This is a genomic window from Rothia sp. CCM 9419 (genome assembly GCF_048512815.1).
GTDB lineage: Bacteria > Actinomycetota > Actinomycetes > Actinomycetales > Micrococcaceae > Rothia.
The window spans coordinates 19244-38408 of sequence record NZ_JBLXXY010000010.1 but is presented as its reverse complement, the minus strand read 5'-3'; the positions used below and the strand labels follow the sequence as shown (position 1 = coordinate 38408).

Below are 19165 nucleotides of genomic sequence, written 5' to 3'. Positions count from 1 at the left end.
GTTCAAAATAACTTTCATCTTGAGGTGGCTCGCAGAATTTGATGCAAAAGGTATCCGTTCTGAGCTGCTTGCGCGGAAGGGTAAGAATACGTCATATGGCGATATGAGCAACCTTTGATTTTAACGTTTGAACAAAATTAGTATGAAATATATTCAGTCAAGATACCTAGTAAGTTCCATATTTGGTGGGTCCAAGCAGAGGTTACTTATAAGAGGGGGTTCTTCTCTTCGGAGTTCGTTCAGGCTTCAGTAGAAGAAGATGAGAAGAGTCAAATCTTAGCTGCCTCATATTCTTCTGGATGCTCCTACTGGAAGAATTGTGAAGACATCTCGAAGAAAACACTCAGCGCGTGACTTCTCAACAAAAGTTACGCGTTGACACTAACAATGCGATGAAAAAATCAACTACTATTTCTGGGTCTTCTTGCCCTTAGTAGAGTGTGAATCTTTCCAGATGTGCCATGCTAGGCTAGCCAAAAAAGTCACCATACCAAAACAATAGGTAACCCAGAACTCTTTTGAAATCCCTGCCCATCCGCTGGTAAAGAGTTCTCCTCCGCTGAGTACTAACGCAATAGGTAATGGCATGAATAATAAAACTGCTATAGTGACAAGAAAAGCAACGAACTTATCCATGTGTTTATCCCCTTTACTTTAGGTGTCCTCACAACATGCTTTAGAAGCCCATCAAGAAAGACCTTATGAGCAGTATCTCTGTCCATAAAATTGCACCTTTTGAAGCGCAAATCATTAATTTTTTATACTACAGTCTTATACAAAACAAAACAACGGGCCATACAAGAAGTTCTCCTATTTCATCTTGTCAAAATACCCCACATCACACTCTCACCCCACCTTCCTTGAAGATAGAACAAAGCTCAAAGAACGTGATTTACAGAATATCCACACAATGACGTTCACCGAGATGATTTTTGTAAGAAAGTACAAATTACTTTTAAAGCACCACTATTCAAAATAAGTGTAAAACTTATTGTTCTAACACCCGTGCAGCAGCCTCAAGAATCATCCACCCCTGAAGCTGAGACGACAGCTCCACCGGAGCACCAGGCACTAACGTTTGCGAAGAATGTTGAAGAATATCCGGAGAGAAAAGAACCACCGGCTCCCCACGAATCTCACGAACATCAATTCCCGCCTCATTAACCGGCAACGTTGGATCAAATTCTCTTCTGCCTTCCCACAAAACTTCTGCTGTATGAACCACTAAATCACCAGCAAGAGAACGAGAAGACTCCCTAACATTGACAGAGAGCGCAACCTGAGCCAAATATCGGACAAGAATACCGGTAAACAGGCCACCATCACCATCTTTGCCTGTGCGAAGAATCCTCAAACGTTCCGTATCAGAAATATCAAAATCCTCTGTAAAATGTTCGACTATTCCCTCAAGCAAAGCGGAAATATGGTCTTGAACTTTATCCGGCAAAGGCATACCCACACCGTGAATTTCAAGAAGAGCCGACAAAATAGGGCCCTGATTATACGAAAAGAGAGAATCTTCTAGTTGAGACTGCTCGGAAAGAATCTTAATACCATCAAGATATGCACGACGCTGTTCATCCCACAAATTCTCTTGAAGCCAATCAACAAGAGCACGCGCCTGATCGTGCTGATGTGCCCGTGCAAAAGCTAGAGCCGCAGGAGCAGTAGCCGGAGTATTTTTAAAATCATGGTCAGTAGACCAAAACATTCCACCACCAAGATGCTCCGTAGCACCTCGACGTAACGCCTTAAAAAGTTGCACCCCCGCATCTTGTGCTGGCATATACCCGCGACCATACAACAACTCAGACAACGCATTCATGCGCCCCACAGCGAGAGCAAGCCACGCCATATCGTCATAGAAAGTATTCGTGTAGAGACCAAAATTTCTAGCCCGAATACCGCGCAAAATCTGTTGAGAACGTTCAAACCATCTCGTCGCCTGTGAAGAATCCATATGTCGATGAGCGCGGAATGACGCATCAAGAGCACAATCCAAGAAATGCGCCTGCCACCAAAAATGCCAATGCGTCAAACGTTCCTTAACCGGACGGCAATCAGGCACCTGAGGAGCCCCCAAAAGAGTACCAGGAATGGATAATGCACGCTGAGCAAAAAAGTGCAATACCGAAGAACCAGCAGTTTCAGCCCGCATGCTCATAGTCTGAGCATACTCAGCTTTTAGCTGGCGACTTTCGGCCTCTGAAATCTCATAACGATGCGACTTACGACTAGGTGCCTGCTCCATATATCTCCTTCAGTGAGAGAAACCCAATAACCGAGTACGAAGAAAAGTCTAAACCTTTACCGTTCCCTCAGTGCTCACCCTAACTATTGCGCTAAAGCCAAAGTTCGTGAACTCGTGACGACAAGATCTTCTCCCGTTAGCGGGTGTCTAAGAGAAATCCTCTTGGCAAGTAACTGTAGCGGTAAATTCTGCTCATCAGGAAACTCATGACACACCGTAGGGTAGAGAGTATCACCAAGAATAGGGGCACCTAAAAGGAGCATATGGGCACGTAACTGGTGAGTTTTACCACTATGAGGTTTCAATCGATACACCCCATAAAGATTACGCGAGTTAGGGGCTACAAGATGAGGATTATGTTCCAGTCTCAGCTGATGAAGCTGATTTGTTGAGTATTGAATACTTCGAACTAACTCAACCTCAGAGAGCGCATTAGGCTCAAGTCCTAGACTCAGACACTGCTGTTCAGAATGCTGAATAACTTGAACCTGCTGACGATTCTTAACGATGTGACTACGCACCACCTGCAATGGGGAACCCGAACCCTCCAACTGAGGAATCAGCGGGGCAACTGCCTCATACTCTTTGACAATGCGGCGGCTCTGAAACAACGTCTGAAAAGGGCCACGGCTCTGCGGAATCTTCGAAAAAACCAAAACACCCGCCGTCGCTCTATCTAAACGATGCACCGGCGAAAGTAACGGATTCTGATGCTGAACCCGCAATTTGGTTAACGCTGTTTGCGCAACAAACATCCCACGAGGAGTGGTGGGTAAAAAATGTGGTTTATCAACAACAAGAATCCACTCATCCTCATAAAGAACAGGAATATCATCAGGTAGTTGAGGCTCTTGGGATAGTTCACGGTAATACCAAATCGTTAGGCCACCCTCAAAAGGAGCGTCTAGAGGTAGGGGCGTACCATCTTCTGTGACAACCTCTCCTTGGCAAAAAAGGCGATTAACAACCTCTGGCGTATCAGGATAAAAACGAGCAATAAGATACTGCGCAATGGTGGGGGTAGGGGTATCTACCCGTGCACGTAAATCTTCGGGAAACTCAGTGGGGAGCTTGAGAGAAATAGGATCAATGCCAAGGCGTTGAGGTAGCGGTTTAACAAGAAGACGCCTGCGACTTCGACCAGCCATAAACACCACACTTTAACATACGAGACACACAAAGAAACAAAAAGATAACACCAACGATAACGCAAAGAACCCCAATAACCCCTTTTATGAGAGGAGAAGAAAAGCTTATGCTTAGTAGAAATTAATTCGTTAGTTCAAGAGGACCATCATGACAACAGAACACTTAGATACCGAAACTCTTCATAAAATCTTTGTGCAACCGCGTACTGCACACCAATTCACTCAACAAGACGTTTCTGACGAACAACTACGTGCAATATATGACCTCACCAAAATGGGTCCAACAGCCTTTAACTCTCAACCTTTGCGGCTGACCTTTTTGAGAAGCACCACTGCCCGAGAACGCCTGCTACCTCATGTTGCACCGTCAAACCAGCCGCAGATTCAGCAAGCACCCGTGAGCGCTATTCTCAGTTTTGATACACAATGGGTTGATAAGTTTGAAAAATTTAACCCGTCCATGGCTCATGCTGCACAAAAGTTCTCACGAGAAGAATCACGCCTTCATTCTGCTGAACAATCAGCAACACTTTCTGCAGGGTATCTCATCACAGCTGTTCGTGCCCTTGGGCTATCTGCTGGGCCAATGACCGGCGCAAACTTCTCTGCTATCAATCAGGAATTCTTCCCTGATGGAAACCAACGTGCCTTCATGATCGTCAACATCGGGTATAGTACGCCAACCCCGTACAAACGAAATCCACGTTTTAGCTTTGAAGAAGTAGCCGAGATTCTCTAGAGCGTCATCGGATTGGTAAGAAACAGACGGTGAGCTGTTTAACCTATGAGGAGCCCGCCCCTACCTGACCGATACTGAGCTGAGTAACAGTATTATCTGAACAAGCTTCTGCTGGGAATTTTAAAACTAATGAGTTCGATGTCCCAGGGATGATGACGCGATAGCCTGCAGCTGTTGTGGGCTGGCACATTTGCTCACTGTAAAGTCCTGCACGGGTTTCTCTGAGGATTGCTGTTACAGACTCATGAGAATGTAAGACTTTACCTGAGCTCGTCCATTCTCCCGCGGGCACTGCACTTGCCCCAATCTGGTGACCATTTGCATCTACATAGTTCACACCTGGGTAACCGCTCAGAGAACACGGAGCTGTGCCAGTATTACTGAACGTCAAACTAATATAGCGAGAGCCAGCAGCACCAGCACCGGGGGCTGCTTGTGCGTCGATACGGATATTTCCATAGTCACAGACAGGTGTACTTGCTGTCATTGGAGCTGTTGAAGCTGGTGCCGGAACAACAGGTTCAGGGTGTGATGCTTCAGGCGTCGTCTTTGACTCACGGTGAGGTTCAGTAGCTACGGGAGGTTCTGGCGGAACCGTAATGACCGTTCCACGTGGAACGGGAGGTTCGCTGTATTCGATGACCTGCGGTTGCTGCGTAAGCTCTGGAGAAGGAACTTGTTCCTGTGCAGGTGCTGATGAGGTTGGGGCATGTCGTGTATCTTCGTCAGTTTTTGGTGCAGAAGAACTTGACGCTGGGGTAGGAGCAGAGCCGGACGCTGTGGAAGATTCTGCTGTCGGGCTTGGGGTAACTACTTTTGGTGTGCCTGTTGGTGCAGGGGCAGGAGAGGATGAAGCGGGGGAGGAGACCTCTGTTTGAGGCGTGGGCGCAGAACTCCGTTGCGGACTATGCGAACACGCGTTGAGTGCAAGTAGCCCGATGGTTAGATAGGGGAGAAATCTTGTGGTGGGGGAACTAAAGATTTTCATATCACATCCCAGGTTTAAGCGTTATCGTCGCGCCGTCCATGCCTTCTGCATATTCTGCTTGGCAGCATAGTCGAGAATATTCGTTGGCGACATCGTCTACCATGTCGAGGAGGTCTTCTTCTGCTTCGGTGCGCTCGCCAGATGCTTCAAAGTGTTCTGGGTCGATGAAGGCGTGGCAGGTTGCGCATGATGCGTTTCCGCCGCAGGTTGCTAGTACTGGGAATTGGTTGGCAAGAAGTGCGTCAAGTAGTGTTTGGTCTTCTTCCCATTCTGCGGAACGGGTTTCTCCGTTTTCGTCGGTGACGTTGATATTGATGCTCATGTGCGGTGTACTCCTTGGGCGTTGTGGGTGAGTTGTGACCTTGTTATCGTGGAACGCTTTTAGGTTAACTATTATTCCTCTTTTATTCTGCACTGTGCGTAGTACGTGTGCGAAAATACGTCATAAATATGATGTGTAGAGTGTTCCTGTATGTTGTTATATGGCAGAAAGCTTGGGATAAAAATAAAACCCGATTCCTAAGAACCGGGTTTTATTTTCTGTGGTGCGCCCGAAGGGATTCGAACCCCCAACCTTCTGATCCGTAGTCAGATGCTCTATCCGTTGAGCTACAGGCGCATGTTTCTCGGCTTGGTTCTGAAACCCTTGCCGTTGCAACAGGTAATACTCTACAGAGTCTTTGGGGTAAAAGACAAATCAAAAATGCGTGACGCTTATCTCATTGCGTGTGAATGGGGTGCTCGAATGGGTGAATGTTTGATTTTTGTCAAAATATTATCCGTTTGACTAGGTTTAACTATTTGGTACGGATAAATCCAACATGCTAAGAGAAAAAACTTGTAATTACACAAACATCACGAAACTCAAACGATACTCTTGGTCTATCACGATGAGGTGAGCAACCTTGGTTGTTTAGCTCCTAAACCTTGCACTGAGCAGTACCGCCTGCACAAAGATTTAGGAGCTTTTGGCGTTTATCGCGCAAAAACCAACACAACCAAGGACCGTTGTTTCAGCACATCGAGGTACTGAGACCATTAACACACTAAAAGGGGAAGCTCCTTATGAGCAACAAACAACAAAACACACAGGACAATGTTCTCAACACAGCTGTACTAGAACAGTTAGAGAATGCACCAACAACATACTCCGACATTATCGACTGGGTTCGAGACGTCGCACAGATGACACAACCTAAAAATATCCACTGGGTTGACGGAAGCGAAGAAGAATACAACCGCTTAGCGTCAGAACTCGTCGAATCCGGAACCTTCGTTCGACTCTCCGACCATGAATTCCCCAACTCCTACGCCGCATTCTCTGACCCCGACGACGTTGCTCGCGTCGAAGAGCGAACCTTCATCTGCTCCGAAACTGAACAAGGAGCAGGCGCAACCAACAACTGGCGCGACCCCGCTCAAATGCGAGAACTCATGAGCAAACTATACGCCGGCTCCATGCGCGGACGCACCATGTACGTTATTCCTTTTGTCATGGGTTCACTCGATGCAACCGAACCAAAATACGGTATTGAAATCACCGACTCTGCCTATGTCGTATGCTCCATGCGCATTATGGCAACTATCGGCACAGCAGTCCTCGATAAACTCTCTGCAACACAAGGGTTCTTCGTCAAAGCGCTTCACAGCGTCGGCGCACCCTTAGAGGACGGTCAAACAGACGTGCCATGGCCATGCAACCCAGAAAAGTACATCGTCCAGTTCCCTGAAACTCGAGAAATTTGGTCTTTCGGCTCTGGCTACGGTGGAAACGCTCTCCTTGGCAAAAAATGCTACGCGCTACGTATCGCATCGGCGATGGGACGTGATGAAGGATGGATGGCAGAACATATGCTTATCCTCAAAGTCACCAATCCCGAACAAAAAACTCACTATCTGGCGGCTGCTTTCCCATCAGCTTGCGGAAAAACAAACTTTGCCATGATGGAACCAACCATCGAAGGCTGGAAAGCTGAAATGATTGGTGACGACATCTCGTGGATTACCTTCAATGACGAAGGTAAACCCCACGTCGTCAACCCTGAAGCAGGAATGTTTGGTGTTGCACCTGGCACCGGCTGGAGCACGAACCCTAACGCAATGCGAGCTATTGCCAAAGGTAACACCATCTTCACCAACGTTGCTCTCACTGACGATAACTCCGTCTGGTGGGAAGGAAAAACTGAGGACGTGCCAGAACACCTCACGGACTGGCGCGGTGAATCATGGACTCCTGATTGTGGGCGTCCGGCAGCTCACCCAAACTCTCGATTCTGCACCCCCATTGAACAAGTCGATATGCTAGCGCCCGAATTTAGCGAACCTGACGGTGTTCCGTTGAGCGCTATTATTTTTGGTGGACGACGTAAAACAACGGTGCCACTTGTCTCTCAAGCGCGCACATGGGAAGAAGGTGTCTTCCGCGGTGCAACACTATCCTCAGAAACTACAGCTGCTGCAAAAGGTGCAGTAGGTGTGGTGCGTCGTGATCCTATGGCGATGTTGCCGTTCATTGGCTACAACGTTAATGACTATTTTGCCCATTGGCTTGCTCTAGGAGAAAAGCATGGCGAAGAGAACATGCCAAAGATTTACTACGTGAACTGGTTCCGCCGTACTCCTGATGGAGGGTTCGCGTGGCCTGGTTTTGGTGAGAATTCTCGTGTTGTTAAATGGATTTTCGACCGTCTTGAAGGAAAAGCTCACGGTGAAGAGACCGCTCTGGGTATTGTTCCGGGCGTAGCAGATATCGACACCGATGGTCTGGATATTACAGAAGACCAATTACGTGCAGCCTTGGCTGTTAACCCTGAGGAATGCCGTGAAGAGCTCGAAAGTATCGATCAGTGGTTAGAAAGCCTAGGGGACGGGCTGCCCGAAGCCATTAAGGTTCAACGTCGTGCTTTTGCAGAACGTATTGGCAAATAATATTGGCACTATCTGATACGTCATATCAGGAACGGCAGTAATGTGTATATACACATTACTGCCGTTTTTTGATGTTTTAAGGGACGCAGTGCAATATAATTACCTAATTGATACTAATTACTATTAGTATCTCTATTTGGGGAAAGTATTCTAAGAATCTGATTGGAAGATTCTTGATGCTTTACATAAGTATTGTCGCCGCATTTTCTTTCGGAGGGTAAGCAACGGTGGAGAACCTGCTCAGCGTTAAAGGGTTAACTAAGAAGCATGATCACCTTCTCGCATTGAAGGGCGCCGATTTTGACGTCGCCAGAGGTGAGGTTCTAGGCTTACTCGGTGAGAACGGCGCTGGAAAATCAACATTAATATCTATTCTTGGTGGCTGGGACGTCGCCACCTCTGGCACCATGACACTCGCCGGAGAACCTTATAACCCTAAAACTCCTGATGAAGCACTTGCTTGTGGTGTTGGGTCTATCCGTCAAAAGTTCAAAGTTGACCCTGAACTTACTGTTGCTCAAGCTATTTTCCGTGCAACATTCCACGCTGATAAATCTGAAGAAGAACAGAACGAGCGTGCACAAAAACTTCTTGATGATGCTGGACTATCTATCAGCCCCACCACAAAGATGGGTGAACTGGTTCGCGCTGAGCAAGCTCTTATCGAGGTTGTTCGTATGGAAGCAGAAGAAACTCAGCTGGTGCTCATGGACGAGGTTGCCGCAACCTTTAACGACTACGAAATCTATCAATTCCATGAGATTACCCGTCGTCTGGTAGCAGAAGGCCGTTCTGTCATTTATATTACGCACCGTCTTGACGAGATTCGTTCTCTAGCAGATCGTGCTGTCATCTTGGACAACGGAATTATCTCTCACGAGATTTCCCCTAATATGATGAGCTCTCAAGAAATTGCATTTAAGATGTTCCACCGTGAGATTCCTATGGGGCAACGTCCTGAAGAATTCTCTGGTGAACACGAAAAGCTACAGGTTGAAGGCCTATGCGGTGCATCTGGTTTCTTGAAAGATGTGACATTCTCCGTTAATAAGGGAGAGGTTCTTGGGCTGACAGGTCTTCGTCGTTCTGGTATTAACGAGGTAGCAGCCGCTCTCGTCGGTGTTGATCAAGAAGCTACTTTTAAGACGCTAAAAATTAATGGTGAAGACGTCACCTTAGGAAGCCCCGAAGCCTCTGTCTCCTACGGTATTGGGTATCTTTCAGACGATGATGATGAGCTAGGCATCGCTAATGAGCGTTCTATCGCAAAGACCCTCATGGAATCTGCTGGTATTGAAAGCAACGCAGAGGGCTTCTTGCATGAGGTGTCTGCTCTTCGTGAGGTTGCTGACCAAATCCAGAAGCTACATATTAAGACCACTAATATTCAAAGTGAAGTCGGCAAGCTCTCTGGCGGTGACCAGCAGAAGGTGGCACTCGCTCGGTGGATGACTACTGACTGTGAGATTCTTATTCTTAACCACCCTACTCGTGGTATTGATGTGAGCGCTAAATCTGAAATTTATAAGATGCTCAAAGAACTCACAGAAAAGGGTACTTCAATTATTCTGATTGGTTCGGATATGTCTGAACTGATTGAGCTGTGTAACCGTATTGCTGTGATGCACGATGGCAAGCTGGTATCTATTCAAAGTAATGAAGAAGCTACTGAAGATACTCTGATGGAAGCTGCTATCGGAGACGACGAGCTTTAAAATATTTTAGGCGCCCCACCTTATCGAGGTGGGGCGCCTAAAATATTTAAAGAATAAGGGTGTATCGCTTCGTGACACGAAGCGATACACCCTTATTTGGTGCCTCTAGAAACAAAGAAGTTTAGAGGGAAATGCGTGAAGCAATGCTGTTGAGCTTGTGACGTGCAAGTGCCAAGTTAGCAGTGTTGCGGTCAAGTACGAGGTAAACGAAAAGACCTGAAGTCTCAGAAGCGTTGAGTACGTTCACGAGGTGGTACTGGCTAGAGAGGGTAATCATAATGTCTTCAATGTTGCCACCAAGGCCGAGGTCGGTCATGGTCTTGAGCTTCGCGCGAACTACGTTGGAGTTACCTGCTGCAGCAACGGTCAAGTCAAAACCGGGGGCACCGCCAGAAGCGAGAGCCATACCAGAAGAAATGTCAACAAGTGCTGCACCGGAAGCGCCCTCGATGGAGAGGAGTTCCTGGATTGAGGATTCTAGAGAGGACATTGAAATCCCTTTCTTAGTTTCGAGTGAAAAGTCTATTGCGTTGTGCCGAACACCCTTGATGTATTGGACATACCCGCCACACGAGGCTCGTACAAATAGATTCACAAAGGAATCTTAAAATGCAAATGCTTTATACATATTACCTCTTGCACAACAAATTAGGGGACACGGTGGGAGTGTCGTTGCTTGAGATAGGAAAACTTTTGACATAAAAAAGGACATTTTTTGGGTTTTATCAGGGTAATAAACACTTCTGCGTCTGAGTGTCAGGGAGTTTTATTCGGGTTTTTCTCTTCTAGCAGATACAGTTTTATTGTCGTCTTTTTGCGCAATGTCTATGGGAGGTGAGCGTATGCGACTTACTGCGTTTTCAGATGTTTCTTTGCGTATTATGATGCTGCTTTCTGGCGCTGAGGGGCATCAGCTCTCTACTCAGGCTATTGCTGAAGGAGTAGGAACTCCTTATCACCATGTGACAAAATCTGTTGCTTTTTTGGCTCATCAGGGGTGGGTGCTTTCGAGTCGAGGGCGCTCAGGGGGCGTAAAGCTTTCTGACGAAGGTAAAAATGTGACGATTGGGCAGTTGTTGCGTCATACTGAGCGAGATAGTCCGATTGTTGAGTGTGAGGGTGCAAAAAGCTCTTGTCCTCTCAATACTGAATGTGATGTGCGTGCTCATTTGGCGCGTGCTCGGCAGGCGTTTTATGAGGTATTGGATCCTGTTGTTATTTCTTCTTTGCCGACGCAGAAGCAATTACAACCGGTTTTTGTTCAGCTAGGTTTATCGCCTTCTGGCAAGTGAGGATAGTATTTTTAGTGTGCTGTGGCAGGTTGTCCCGCGGGAGGGATAACCTGCTTTTTGTTTCCCCCAATGCGTAATTCTTGCATAAAATATGCTAATTTAATAACGGGTTTACACACAACCTGTCACTAAGGAGACATCACATGCTTTCAGAAAAGTCACGCCCCATCATCGAGGCAACCCTAGCAGTCGTCGCAGAACGAATGCCACACATCACCCCAGAGTTCTACCGTCGAATGTTTGCCGCTCGACCAGACCTCATGGACGGAATGTTCTCACGCTCCTCCCAACTCGAAGGAACCCAACCCCAAGCACTCGCCGGTTCCGTCGTCATCTTCGCAGACTACATCTTCAACAATCCCGACAAATACCCCGACGAAGTCCTCTCACGTGTTGCCCACAAACACGCATCCCTCGGACTCCAAGCCGTAGAATATACCACCGTCTACAAATACCTCTTCGAAGCCATCGCAGCAGACCTCGGAGACGCCTGCACCCCCGAAGTAGCTGAAGCATGGAGCGAAGTATACTGGCTCATGGGTAACGCCCTCATCAACATCGAAAAAGGCCTCTACGCTTCCCAAGCAAATGACGTCATGCACGCCCCCTTCCGCCTCATCAAACGTGTAGAAACCGGCGATAACGTCGTCGATATGACTTTTGAAGCAGCTAACGACGTACCCCTCACCCCCGCAAAAGCAGGACAATACGTCAGCCTCATCGCAAAAGCTGAAGATGGACTCAAACAAGCCCGACAATACACCCTGCTACCAGCCGGAGAAAACCAACGCCGTATCGCCAGCAAACTTGACCCCAACGGCGAAATGACAAAAATTCACCACGCACTCAAAGTCGGCGACATCATCCAGCTTTCCAACCCCTACGGCGACATCACCCTCGGCGGGTTCGGAGACAACGGCACTAGCCCCCTCTACCTCTTCTCTGCAGGTATCGGCATCACCCCCATGATTGCTTTCCTCGACGAAATGGTACGCGAAAACTCCACCCGCGAAGTCGTCCTCGTACATAGTGACCGCACCCCCGAAAGCTGGCCACTACGTGAAGAAGCAGAAAAACTCGTCTCTTCACTCCAGAACGGAAAAATTGTGCGATTCTTCGAAGAGTCCCACGACGGAGAACACCAAGGTCGACTAGATATCACCCAACTCGACATCGACCCCAACGCCATGGCATACCTCTGCGGGCCTCTTCCCTTCATGAAGAACGCAAGAAGCCAACTCATCGACGCAGGTATCCCCGGTGTTCGTATCCAATACGAAATCTTTGGACCTGACCAATGGATGCTTCGCGACACCGCCCGCGCAGCACAACACTAATTCTCTTCCCCTAAAAAAGAAGTTGCCCTGACGCTCAAAACGTCAGGGCAACTTCTTCACTTTAATGTGAACAAAACCAACTAATTAGCTAGCACGTACAATGCTAAGAATCTGATCACGAACACGTTCCATCGTCTGCTGATCGGGAGCTTCCAAATTCAAACGCAAGAACGGCTCAGTGTTCGATGGGCGAAGGTTAGCCCACCATCCCTCAGAGCGGTGCTCAAAAGTGGTACCGTCCATGGTTGATACCTCAACAGCATCACCCAACGCTTCAACCACACGAGCAATAGTGGCGTCTTTATCGGCAACCTCAGAGTTAATCTCGCCAGAAGCCACATATGGAGAATACTCCGCCGCAATCTGAGAAAGAGAATTCTCGGAAGAACCAAGAACAGCCAAAACATGCATTGCTGCGAGCATGCCAGTATCAGCGTTGAAGAAATCCTTGAAATAATAGTGAGCAGAATGCTCGCCACCAAAGACACCATTTTCTTCAGCCATAACAGCCTTAATGAAAGAGTGACCCACACGAGTCTTTACGGCGCGAGCGCCCTTCTTCTCCACAAGTTCAGGTACAGCCTTAGACGTAATGAGGTTATAGATAATAACGGGCTCTTCAACGCCTTCAGCTTGAGCACGAGCAATTTCTCGTTCGGCAACAATAGCGGTAATGGCAGAAGGAGAAACCGGTTCACCCTTTTCGTCAACGACGAAGCAACGGTCTGCGTCACCGTCAAAAGCTAGACCAATATCTGCACCGTGTTCTACAACAGCTTTTTGTAAATCAACGAGGTTTGCTGGTTCTAGTGGGTTAGCTGGGTGATTTGGGAAAGTTCCATCGAGCTCAAAATAGAGTGGAACAATTTCTAGAGGTAGACCAGGAAGAATGGAGTTGCCAAGAACTGCTGGGGTGGTCATGCCGCCCATGCCGTTACCTGCATCGACAACAACCTTAAGAGGGCGAATATTCGATAGGTCAACGAGGTTACGTAGATATTCTGAGTAGTCTTTGAGAACATCTTTTTCGCTGACAGAGCCAACATTCTCTACTGAAGGAATAGACCCTTCGTTGAGATAGTCTTGGGCGCGGTCACGAACGTCAAAAAGTCCGGTTTCAGAAGAAATAGGTACGGCACCAGCCTTAGACATTTTCATGCCGTTGTATTCTGCTGGGTTATGGCTTGCGGTGAAGGTAACGCCAGCAGCATTTTCTACACCACACGCAAAGTACAGCTCATCGGTAGAAATAAGGCCAATCTTGATGACGTTTGCCCCACGAGCAGTAGCACCTTCAGCGAACGCTTCGGTGAAGCTTTCGCCAGATGGGCGCATGTCGCTACCTACGAGGACATTCTGACCAGAAAGTTCTAGAACATCAACGAATGCAGCTGCCGTAGCACGGACAGTTTCTTCAGTAATAGTTTCCCCAACGATGCCGCGAACATCGTACGCTTTAAAGGATGCGGTTAGATCAATTGTATTCACGGGGTTATTCTAACTGTTTCTCACAGTAATACCGGACTATTTTCTCAGGGTATGGCTATAAACACTGAAAAATGCTTCTGGCTGATGAAACAATCCCGAGAGTATAGATAAGGATATGATGGACTCTATGGGTGAACTAATACGTTTAGAAAACACAATACAGAACTACGCTTGGGGTTCTTTGACCGCCTTAGCAAAAATGCGAGGAGAAGAAACTCCTTCAACACAACCAGAAGCAGAACTTTGGGTCGGTGCACATAACGCTGCCCCATCATATGTGTTAATTGACGGAGAACGTATAGGTCTTAATACCCTCGTTGAACAAGATCCCAAACGTTTCTTACCTTCTGACTATGAGGGCACAACTTTTCCATTTCTTTTTAAGATTCTTGCTATTGACGCCCCTCTTTCTATTCAAGTCCACCCAACGCCTGAACAAGCGCTCGCAGGATACCATGCCGAAAACGAACAGAATATTCCTCTAGACGCCCCGCATCGAAATTACAAAGATGAGCATTCCAAGCCGGAGACCGTTATTGCTCTATCTGATATGACAATTCTGACCGGTGTACGTCCTGTTGAAGAGTTGCAACATATTGCGCAGGTATTTGACCTTCAGTGGCTTCTACCTCTACTAACAGCACCTAACGATAAAGAACTTCTTGCCGCTATTTTACGTATGGATACAGCTGACGCGAAGCGTCACCTAGAGGTGACGCTATCTCATACTGCTCAATGGTTAGAACAGAACCCTACTGTTGTAGAGGGCGTCCTTTACGATGTTGCACAGTTGATGCAACTTCTTCAGCAGAAGCACCCTGCCGATATTGGGGCGCTGGTTGCGATGGTGATGAACCTTTTGCACTTGCACCCTGGCGATTCTGCGTATACTCCAGACGGGCAAGTTCATGCGTACGTATCAGGTACAGCGATTGAACTGATGAACCCTTCCGATAACGTCATGAGAGCAGGGCTCACCCCCAAGCATATTGATGTTGAAGAGCTCATCCGTATTCTTGCGGTGCAACAGGATGCGCCGGTGGTTCAGCGTGCTCAACCTGATGATGACACTCTTGGGGTGTTTAGCATGTGGGATCCACGATTGAGCGTAACACGCGTTAAACTTTCTCAAGGTCAGAGCGTTTCTTATACCTTTAAAGGTGCTGCTGCAGTGATTGGCACAAGCGGAGAACTGGCGATAAGCACCCCTAACGTTCAGCTCACTCTCGGTGCTACAGAATCACTGTTACATGCTGGCAGCGATACCCCCACCACTATGAGCGGTGTTGGCGAAGCCTACATCGCCGCATACATATAGACTCAGCTACTGAGCCAAAAGAAAGACCCCCATGAATATCATTTTGACTGTTACCGGACACGACCATCAAGGAATTGTGGCAGCTGTTGCCACAGAATTGGCAAAGAATCAGGTAAATATTCTCAATATTTCGCAGACTCTTATGGACGATTATTTCACCATGATTTTGCACGGACGTTTCGATGACGAAACTCAAAGTATCCAAGAACTACAAGAGGCTATGCGCAGTGTAGAAGAGGAACAGCGTCTGAAAATTCGTATTCAATCTGAAGCTATTTTCGACGCAATGCACACCCTCTAGGAGTTTGTGATGGTTTTTGATCGTAACGCTAATATCCTCGAAACTCTGCAAATGATTGAGGAGGATAAGCTTGATATTCGTACGGTAACGATGGGTATTTCTCTGCTGGACTGTGCTGATGCGCAGGCCGAGGTTGCCTGCCAAAAGATTTACCAAAAAATTACTCAACGCGCACAAAAACTTGTTGAAGTTGTTGAGGGCATTGAAGCCGAACTGGGCATTCCCATTATTAATAAACGTATCTCTGTGACCCCTATTTCTTTAGTGGCTGGGGCGAGCGACGCAACGGACTACGTGGAATACGCGAAAGCTTTGGACGCTGCAGCGAAAGCCACTGGGGTAGATTTTATCGGTGGTTTCAGCGCCCTTGTCGATAAAGGTATGACTCCTGCAGATAGCCGTTTGCTTGAGAGTATTCCACGAGCTCTCAACGAAACGGACGTTGTGTGCGCGTCGGTTAATATTGGGTCTTCTCGAGCCGGCATTAATATGAGCGCTGTCGCTAAGATGGGCGAGGTTATTCGTCAAACGGCAGAAGGCTCAGCTCATAAACATGGTTTTGCGTGCTCTAAACTTGTGGTTTTTGCGAATGCTGTATCTGATAATCCTTTTATGGCCGGTGCATTCCACGGTGTACAAGAAGCTGACACCGTTATTTCTGTAGGAGTTTCTGGACCCGGTGTTGTCAAACGTGCTCTTGAACGAGTCCGTGGCGAATCTTTTGACGCATGCGCAGAAGCAGTGAAGAAAGCGGCCTTTAAAATTACTCGTGTTGGGCAGCTCGTCGGAAACCTCGCTGCAGAACGTCTAGGAGTTCAGTTCGGCATCGTTGATTTATCCCTTGCCCCTACCGCCGAGGTGGGGGATTCTGTGGCACATATCCTTGAGGAGATGGGCCTAGAGAGTGTTGGCACACACGGCACAATTGCTGCTTTAGCGTTAGTCAATGATGCTGTGAAAAAAGGTGGCATGATGGCGTGCTCTCATGTGGGTGGGCTATCTGGATCTTTCATCCCAGTATCAGAAGATATTGGCATGATTGAAGCAGCTGCCGCACAGAAAATTACTCTTGATAAGCTCGAAGCGATGACAGCCATTTGTTCTGTCGGTTTAGACATGGTCGCTATTCCCGGTGATACGTCAGCATCTACGATTGCTGCCATGATTGCTGATGAAGCTGCAATAGGTGTCATGAATCATAAGACAACTGCGGTGCGTGTTATTCCTGCTATTGGTCTTGAGGTCGGGCAGATGGTGGAGTTTGGTGGGCTTCTAGGGCGGGCCCCTGTGATGCCCATCCACGCTGAATCTTCTGAACTATTTGCGGCTCGCGGTGGAAGAATTCCTTCTCCTGTTCACGGTTTTAGGAACTAATATGTGTTGAGCGGTTTGCTCACTTTCCCCATATTTAAAGCGGTGGTGTTCTCTCAAAAGATGAGAGAACACCACCGCTTCATACTGCTTGTGAAGAGTTATATATCTTCTTAGTTGAGGTAGAAGATTTTGTCCTTATTCTCAGCCATGTGCTGTGCGTTCCAGTCTGCACCGCCGTCAAGGTTTGCAGCGAGGAATACTGGTGCGCTGATACCTTGTGCCACAAGATTCTCGATAATGCCTGCAGATAGTGAATGCAAGATTGCGGTGGAGGTGACTCCAGATGCAGGGGTGAACTTCTGAGGCACGCCCTCTAGGCTCAGCACTGCGTCTCCTGCATCTACTTGGTTGTCGATGAGGATATCTGCATGGTCTTTGAGTTTGGTTCCGTCGGGTACACGTGAGGTGACGGCTTCGGTGTATTTAGAGGAGGTGAGTCCTACGACGAAAATACCGCGAGCGCGTGCTTCACGTGCTAGCTCTACGGGGAGCGCGTTACGTCCGGAGACGGAGACTACGATGAGGACGTCTCCTTCTTTGAGTGGTGCATTGTTGAGCACTACTTCAGCGTATCCGGGCATCTGTTCCATCTGCGACCCGAGGGTGGTTGGGCGTGTGGTGAGTGCTTCAACACCGGGTGCGTAGAGTGGGTTGATGAGCATGAGTCCGCCGGCACGGTAGACGATGTCTTGTACGGGAAGGCTGGAGTGTGAAGCGCCGAAAGCGAAGATGCGTGCGCCTTGTGCTACGCGTTCTGCGATAGCTTGTGCGGCTTTGTCGATGGTGGGGACTTCTTCTTCACGAATTTTTTCGAGAAGTGAGATGATTTGTTGGTAGTAGCTATCCAGTAGCTGTGACATGATGACCATCCTTTACGATGTATGAGTCGAATGGGGGGGTATGTGATGTGGATTGGGGGAGTGTTCTTAGGCGAGGATGCCGAGAAGTTGTCCAATCCAGTGGATGATGATGCCCGGTACGATGGCGTCAGGAACAGTGAAGCCTAGTCCTGATGCGCCGAGGGCGGGCAGGTCGCCGAAGGCGTTGATGTGGTAGGCGAAAGAGATGAGAATCCAGCCGAGGAATCCCCAGAGGAAGCCTCCTAGCCATGCTGCGGTTCGTCCGCCGGTAGAGTTTGCGAAGATTGCTGCGGTACCGGATGCGAAGAATGCAACGATCATGGAGGGGATTGGTACTGGCCAACCTAGTGCAACGCAGATAACCATGCCGGTGATTTGGCCGATGAGACCTGAGATGAGGCCGATGAGTAGTGCGTTGGGGGCGAAGGCGAAGAGTACAGGAACGTCCAGCGCGGGGATGGCGTTGGGGATAACTTTTTGGGAGATACCTTCGAATGCGGGAACGATTTCGCCGATGAGCATGCGGACACCGTAGAGGAGGATGAGCATACCTGCGGTGAATTGCATGGCCATCATGAAGGAGAAGATGACCCAGCTTTGTCCGTCGGAGATGCCGCCGTCTGCTACGGGTGCTTCGAAGGCGCTTACTCCTGCGGAGCTGACTGCTGCTAGTGCTGAGCCGAGTGAGACAATCATCATGACGATGGAGGTGGATACTGCAACGTCGCGGAAGAATGAGAGTTTCTCGGGGAGTTTGATGTCTTCGGTGGATTTTTCTTTGTTTCCTACGACCATGCCGAGGTATCCGGCGAGGACGTTGAGGAGGGTTTGTCCGTGTGCGAAGCCGACGTCATTTCCGCCGGTGATACGACGGACGAAGGGTTGTGCGATGGCGGGGGCGAATGTCATGTATGCGCCGTCGATGAGGGAGGCGATGATGACGGTCCATACGGGGCCTAGTCCGAGTTGGTAGATGGCGATGGTGAATGCGCCGGCGTGTACCCAGATCATATGTCCGGTGAGGTAGACGTAGTGCCATGGGGTGAATCGTGCGAGGAGTAGGTGCACGATGTAGCCGAAGAGCATGGTGAGACCAATTTGTGAGCCGAGGGCTGCTACTGGTCCGGTTTGTACTGCTGAGACGACGGCTTCGTCGAAGGTGACGAATGTGGTGATGTTGCTGGCGGGGAATGCCATCTCGAACATCTTTTGGATGGGTGCTAGGCCTTGGATGAGGACTGTTGCACCGCCGGCGATGATAAGTAGTGATAGTGCTGTTTTGATGGTGCCGGTGATGACTTCATCGGCTGCTTTTTTCTGTGCGACTAATCCAATGAACGCAATGAATCCGACGATGATTGCGGGGATTTGGATGAGTTGTACGAAAAAGTCAAGGAGAGAGTTCATTGCTTCTACCTCAAGCTAT

The 19165-nt window shown here is 48.3% G+C and carries 17 protein-coding genes and 1 tRNA gene; 8 read left to right on the top strand and 10 right to left on the bottom strand.

Translation table 11 applies throughout. From position 1 onward, the window contains the following. Positions 1 to 408: 408 nt before the first annotated feature. The 3 genes from ACN08W_RS08215 to ACN08W_RS08205 all read right to left on the bottom strand — a co-directional run bounded on the left by ACN08W_RS08215 (position 409) and on the right by ACN08W_RS08205 (position 3399). Positions 409 to 636 carry a hypothetical protein gene (locus ACN08W_RS08215; protein WP_419109241.1) on the bottom strand — a complete coding sequence of 76 codons (228 nt, stop codon included), beginning with the start codon at positions 634 to 636 and terminating at the stop codon, positions 409 to 411. 352 nt (positions 637 to 988) lie between these two features. Next, on the bottom strand, positions 989 to 2251 hold the full coding sequence (locus ACN08W_RS08210) for a glycoside hydrolase family 76 protein (protein ID WP_419107451.1): 1263 nt from the start codon (positions 2249 to 2251) through the stop codon (positions 989 to 991). Between the two features lie 83 nt (positions 2252 to 2334). Then, entirely contained in the window at positions 2335 to 3399 is a 1065-nt protein-coding gene (locus tag ACN08W_RS08205) for a pseudouridine synthase (protein WP_419109240.1), read from the bottom strand. Positions 3400 to 3547: 148 nt separating this feature from the next. On the opposite strand from ACN08W_RS08205, the gene ACN08W_RS08200 reads away from it, so the two are divergent. Continuing rightward, positions 3548 to 4138, top strand: coding sequence for a malonic semialdehyde reductase (locus ACN08W_RS08200; RefSeq protein ID WP_419107449.1), 591 nt, complete (start codon positions 3548 to 3550; stop codon positions 4136 to 4138). Positions 4139 to 4181: 43 nt separating this feature from the next. Here ACN08W_RS08200 and ACN08W_RS08195 read toward each other — a convergent pair whose 3' ends face one another. The 3 genes from ACN08W_RS08195 to ACN08W_RS08185 all read right to left on the bottom strand — a co-directional run bounded on the left by ACN08W_RS08195 (position 4182) and on the right by ACN08W_RS08185 (position 5745). Continuing rightward, the gene (locus tag ACN08W_RS08195; RefSeq protein ID WP_419109239.1) at positions 4182 to 5126 is read right to left on the bottom strand and encodes a DUF4232 domain-containing protein; all 945 of its coding nucleotides are present in this window, start codon (positions 5124 to 5126) and stop codon (positions 4182 to 4184) included. A gap of 1 nt (position 5127) precedes the next feature. Continuing rightward, positions 5128 to 5448 (bottom strand): 2Fe-2S iron-sulfur cluster-binding protein, encoded by a 321-nt coding sequence (locus ACN08W_RS08190; RefSeq protein ID WP_419102365.1) that lies wholly within the window; start codon positions 5446 to 5448, stop codon positions 5128 to 5130. Positions 5449 to 5669: 221 nt separating this feature from the next. Next, a tRNA-Arg gene (locus ACN08W_RS08185) sits at positions 5670 to 5745 on the bottom strand. 446 nt (positions 5746 to 6191) lie between these two features. On the opposite strand from ACN08W_RS08185, the gene ACN08W_RS08180 reads away from it, so the two are divergent. Together ACN08W_RS08180 and ACN08W_RS08175 are read left to right on the top strand one after the other, a co-directional pair. Beyond that, the gene (locus tag ACN08W_RS08180; protein WP_419109238.1) at positions 6192 to 8054 is read left to right on the top strand and encodes a phosphoenolpyruvate carboxykinase (GTP); all 1863 of its coding nucleotides are present in this window, start codon (positions 6192 to 6194) and stop codon (positions 8052 to 8054) included. A gap of 227 nt (positions 8055 to 8281) precedes the next feature. Further along, positions 8282 to 9769, top strand: coding sequence for a sugar ABC transporter ATP-binding protein (locus ACN08W_RS08175; RefSeq protein ID WP_419103807.1), 1488 nt, complete (start codon positions 8282 to 8284; stop codon positions 9767 to 9769). 121 nt (positions 9770 to 9890) lie between these two features. On the opposite strand, the gene ACN08W_RS08170 is transcribed toward ACN08W_RS08175, so the two are convergent. After that, positions 9891 to 10259 carry a hypothetical protein gene (locus ACN08W_RS08170; RefSeq protein ID WP_419102368.1) on the bottom strand — a complete coding sequence of 123 codons (369 nt, stop codon included), beginning with the start codon at positions 10257 to 10259 and terminating at the stop codon, positions 9891 to 9893. Between the two features lie 352 nt (positions 10260 to 10611). Here ACN08W_RS08170 and ACN08W_RS08165 point away from each other — a divergent pair, with 352 nt between their 5' ends. After that, positions 10612 to 11061: an RrF2 family transcriptional regulator gene (locus tag ACN08W_RS08165; protein WP_419103806.1), complete on the top strand. Its 450-nt coding sequence runs from the start codon at positions 10612 to 10614 to the stop codon at positions 11059 to 11061. A 143-nt stretch (positions 11062 to 11204) separates the two neighbouring features. Further along, positions 11205 to 12398, top strand: a complete 1194-nt coding sequence (locus tag ACN08W_RS08160; RefSeq protein ID WP_419103805.1) for a globin domain-containing protein — start codon at positions 11205 to 11207, stop codon at positions 12396 to 12398. An 84-nt stretch (positions 12399 to 12482) separates the two neighbouring features. Here the strand turns inward: ACN08W_RS08160 and ACN08W_RS08155 are convergent, their stop codons facing one another. Then, positions 12483 to 13886 carry a phosphomannomutase/phosphoglucomutase gene (locus ACN08W_RS08155; protein ID WP_419109237.1) on the bottom strand — a complete coding sequence of 468 codons (1404 nt, stop codon included), beginning with the start codon at positions 13884 to 13886 and terminating at the stop codon, positions 12483 to 12485. A gap of 127 nt (positions 13887 to 14013) precedes the next feature. Here ACN08W_RS08155 and manA point away from each other — a divergent pair, with 127 nt between their 5' ends. Genes manA through ACN08W_RS08140 form a run of 3 tightly spaced genes read left to right on the top strand, consistent with a single transcriptional unit; the run spans position 14014 to position 16879 of the window. After that, complete coding sequence (gene manA, locus ACN08W_RS08150) at positions 14014 to 15204, top strand: mannose-6-phosphate isomerase, class I (RefSeq protein WP_419109236.1); 1191 nt, start codon at positions 14014 to 14016, stop codon at positions 15202 to 15204. Positions 15205 to 15235: 31 nt separating this feature from the next. Then, positions 15236 to 15505 (top strand): ACT domain-containing protein, encoded by a 270-nt coding sequence (locus tag ACN08W_RS08145; protein WP_419103802.1) that lies wholly within the window; start codon positions 15236 to 15238, stop codon positions 15503 to 15505. 9 nt (positions 15506 to 15514) lie between these two features. After that, positions 15515 to 16879, top strand: a complete 1365-nt coding sequence (locus ACN08W_RS08140) for a PFL family protein (RefSeq protein ID WP_419107443.1) — start codon at positions 15515 to 15517, stop codon at positions 16877 to 16879. A gap of 110 nt (positions 16880 to 16989) precedes the next feature. Here ACN08W_RS08140 and ACN08W_RS08135 read toward each other — a convergent pair whose 3' ends face one another. Together ACN08W_RS08135 and ACN08W_RS08130 are read right to left on the bottom strand one after the other, a co-directional pair. Further along, positions 16990 to 17739 carry a sugar isomerase domain-containing protein gene (locus ACN08W_RS08135; protein WP_419107442.1) on the bottom strand — a complete coding sequence of 250 codons (750 nt, stop codon included), beginning with the start codon at positions 17737 to 17739 and terminating at the stop codon, positions 16990 to 16992. 66 nt (positions 17740 to 17805) lie between these two features. Continuing rightward, positions 17806 to 19146 carry a PTS ascorbate transporter subunit IIC gene (locus tag ACN08W_RS08130; RefSeq protein ID WP_419102376.1) on the bottom strand — a complete coding sequence of 447 codons (1341 nt, stop codon included), beginning with the start codon at positions 19144 to 19146 and terminating at the stop codon, positions 17806 to 17808. Positions 19147 to 19165: the final 19 nt, after the last annotated feature.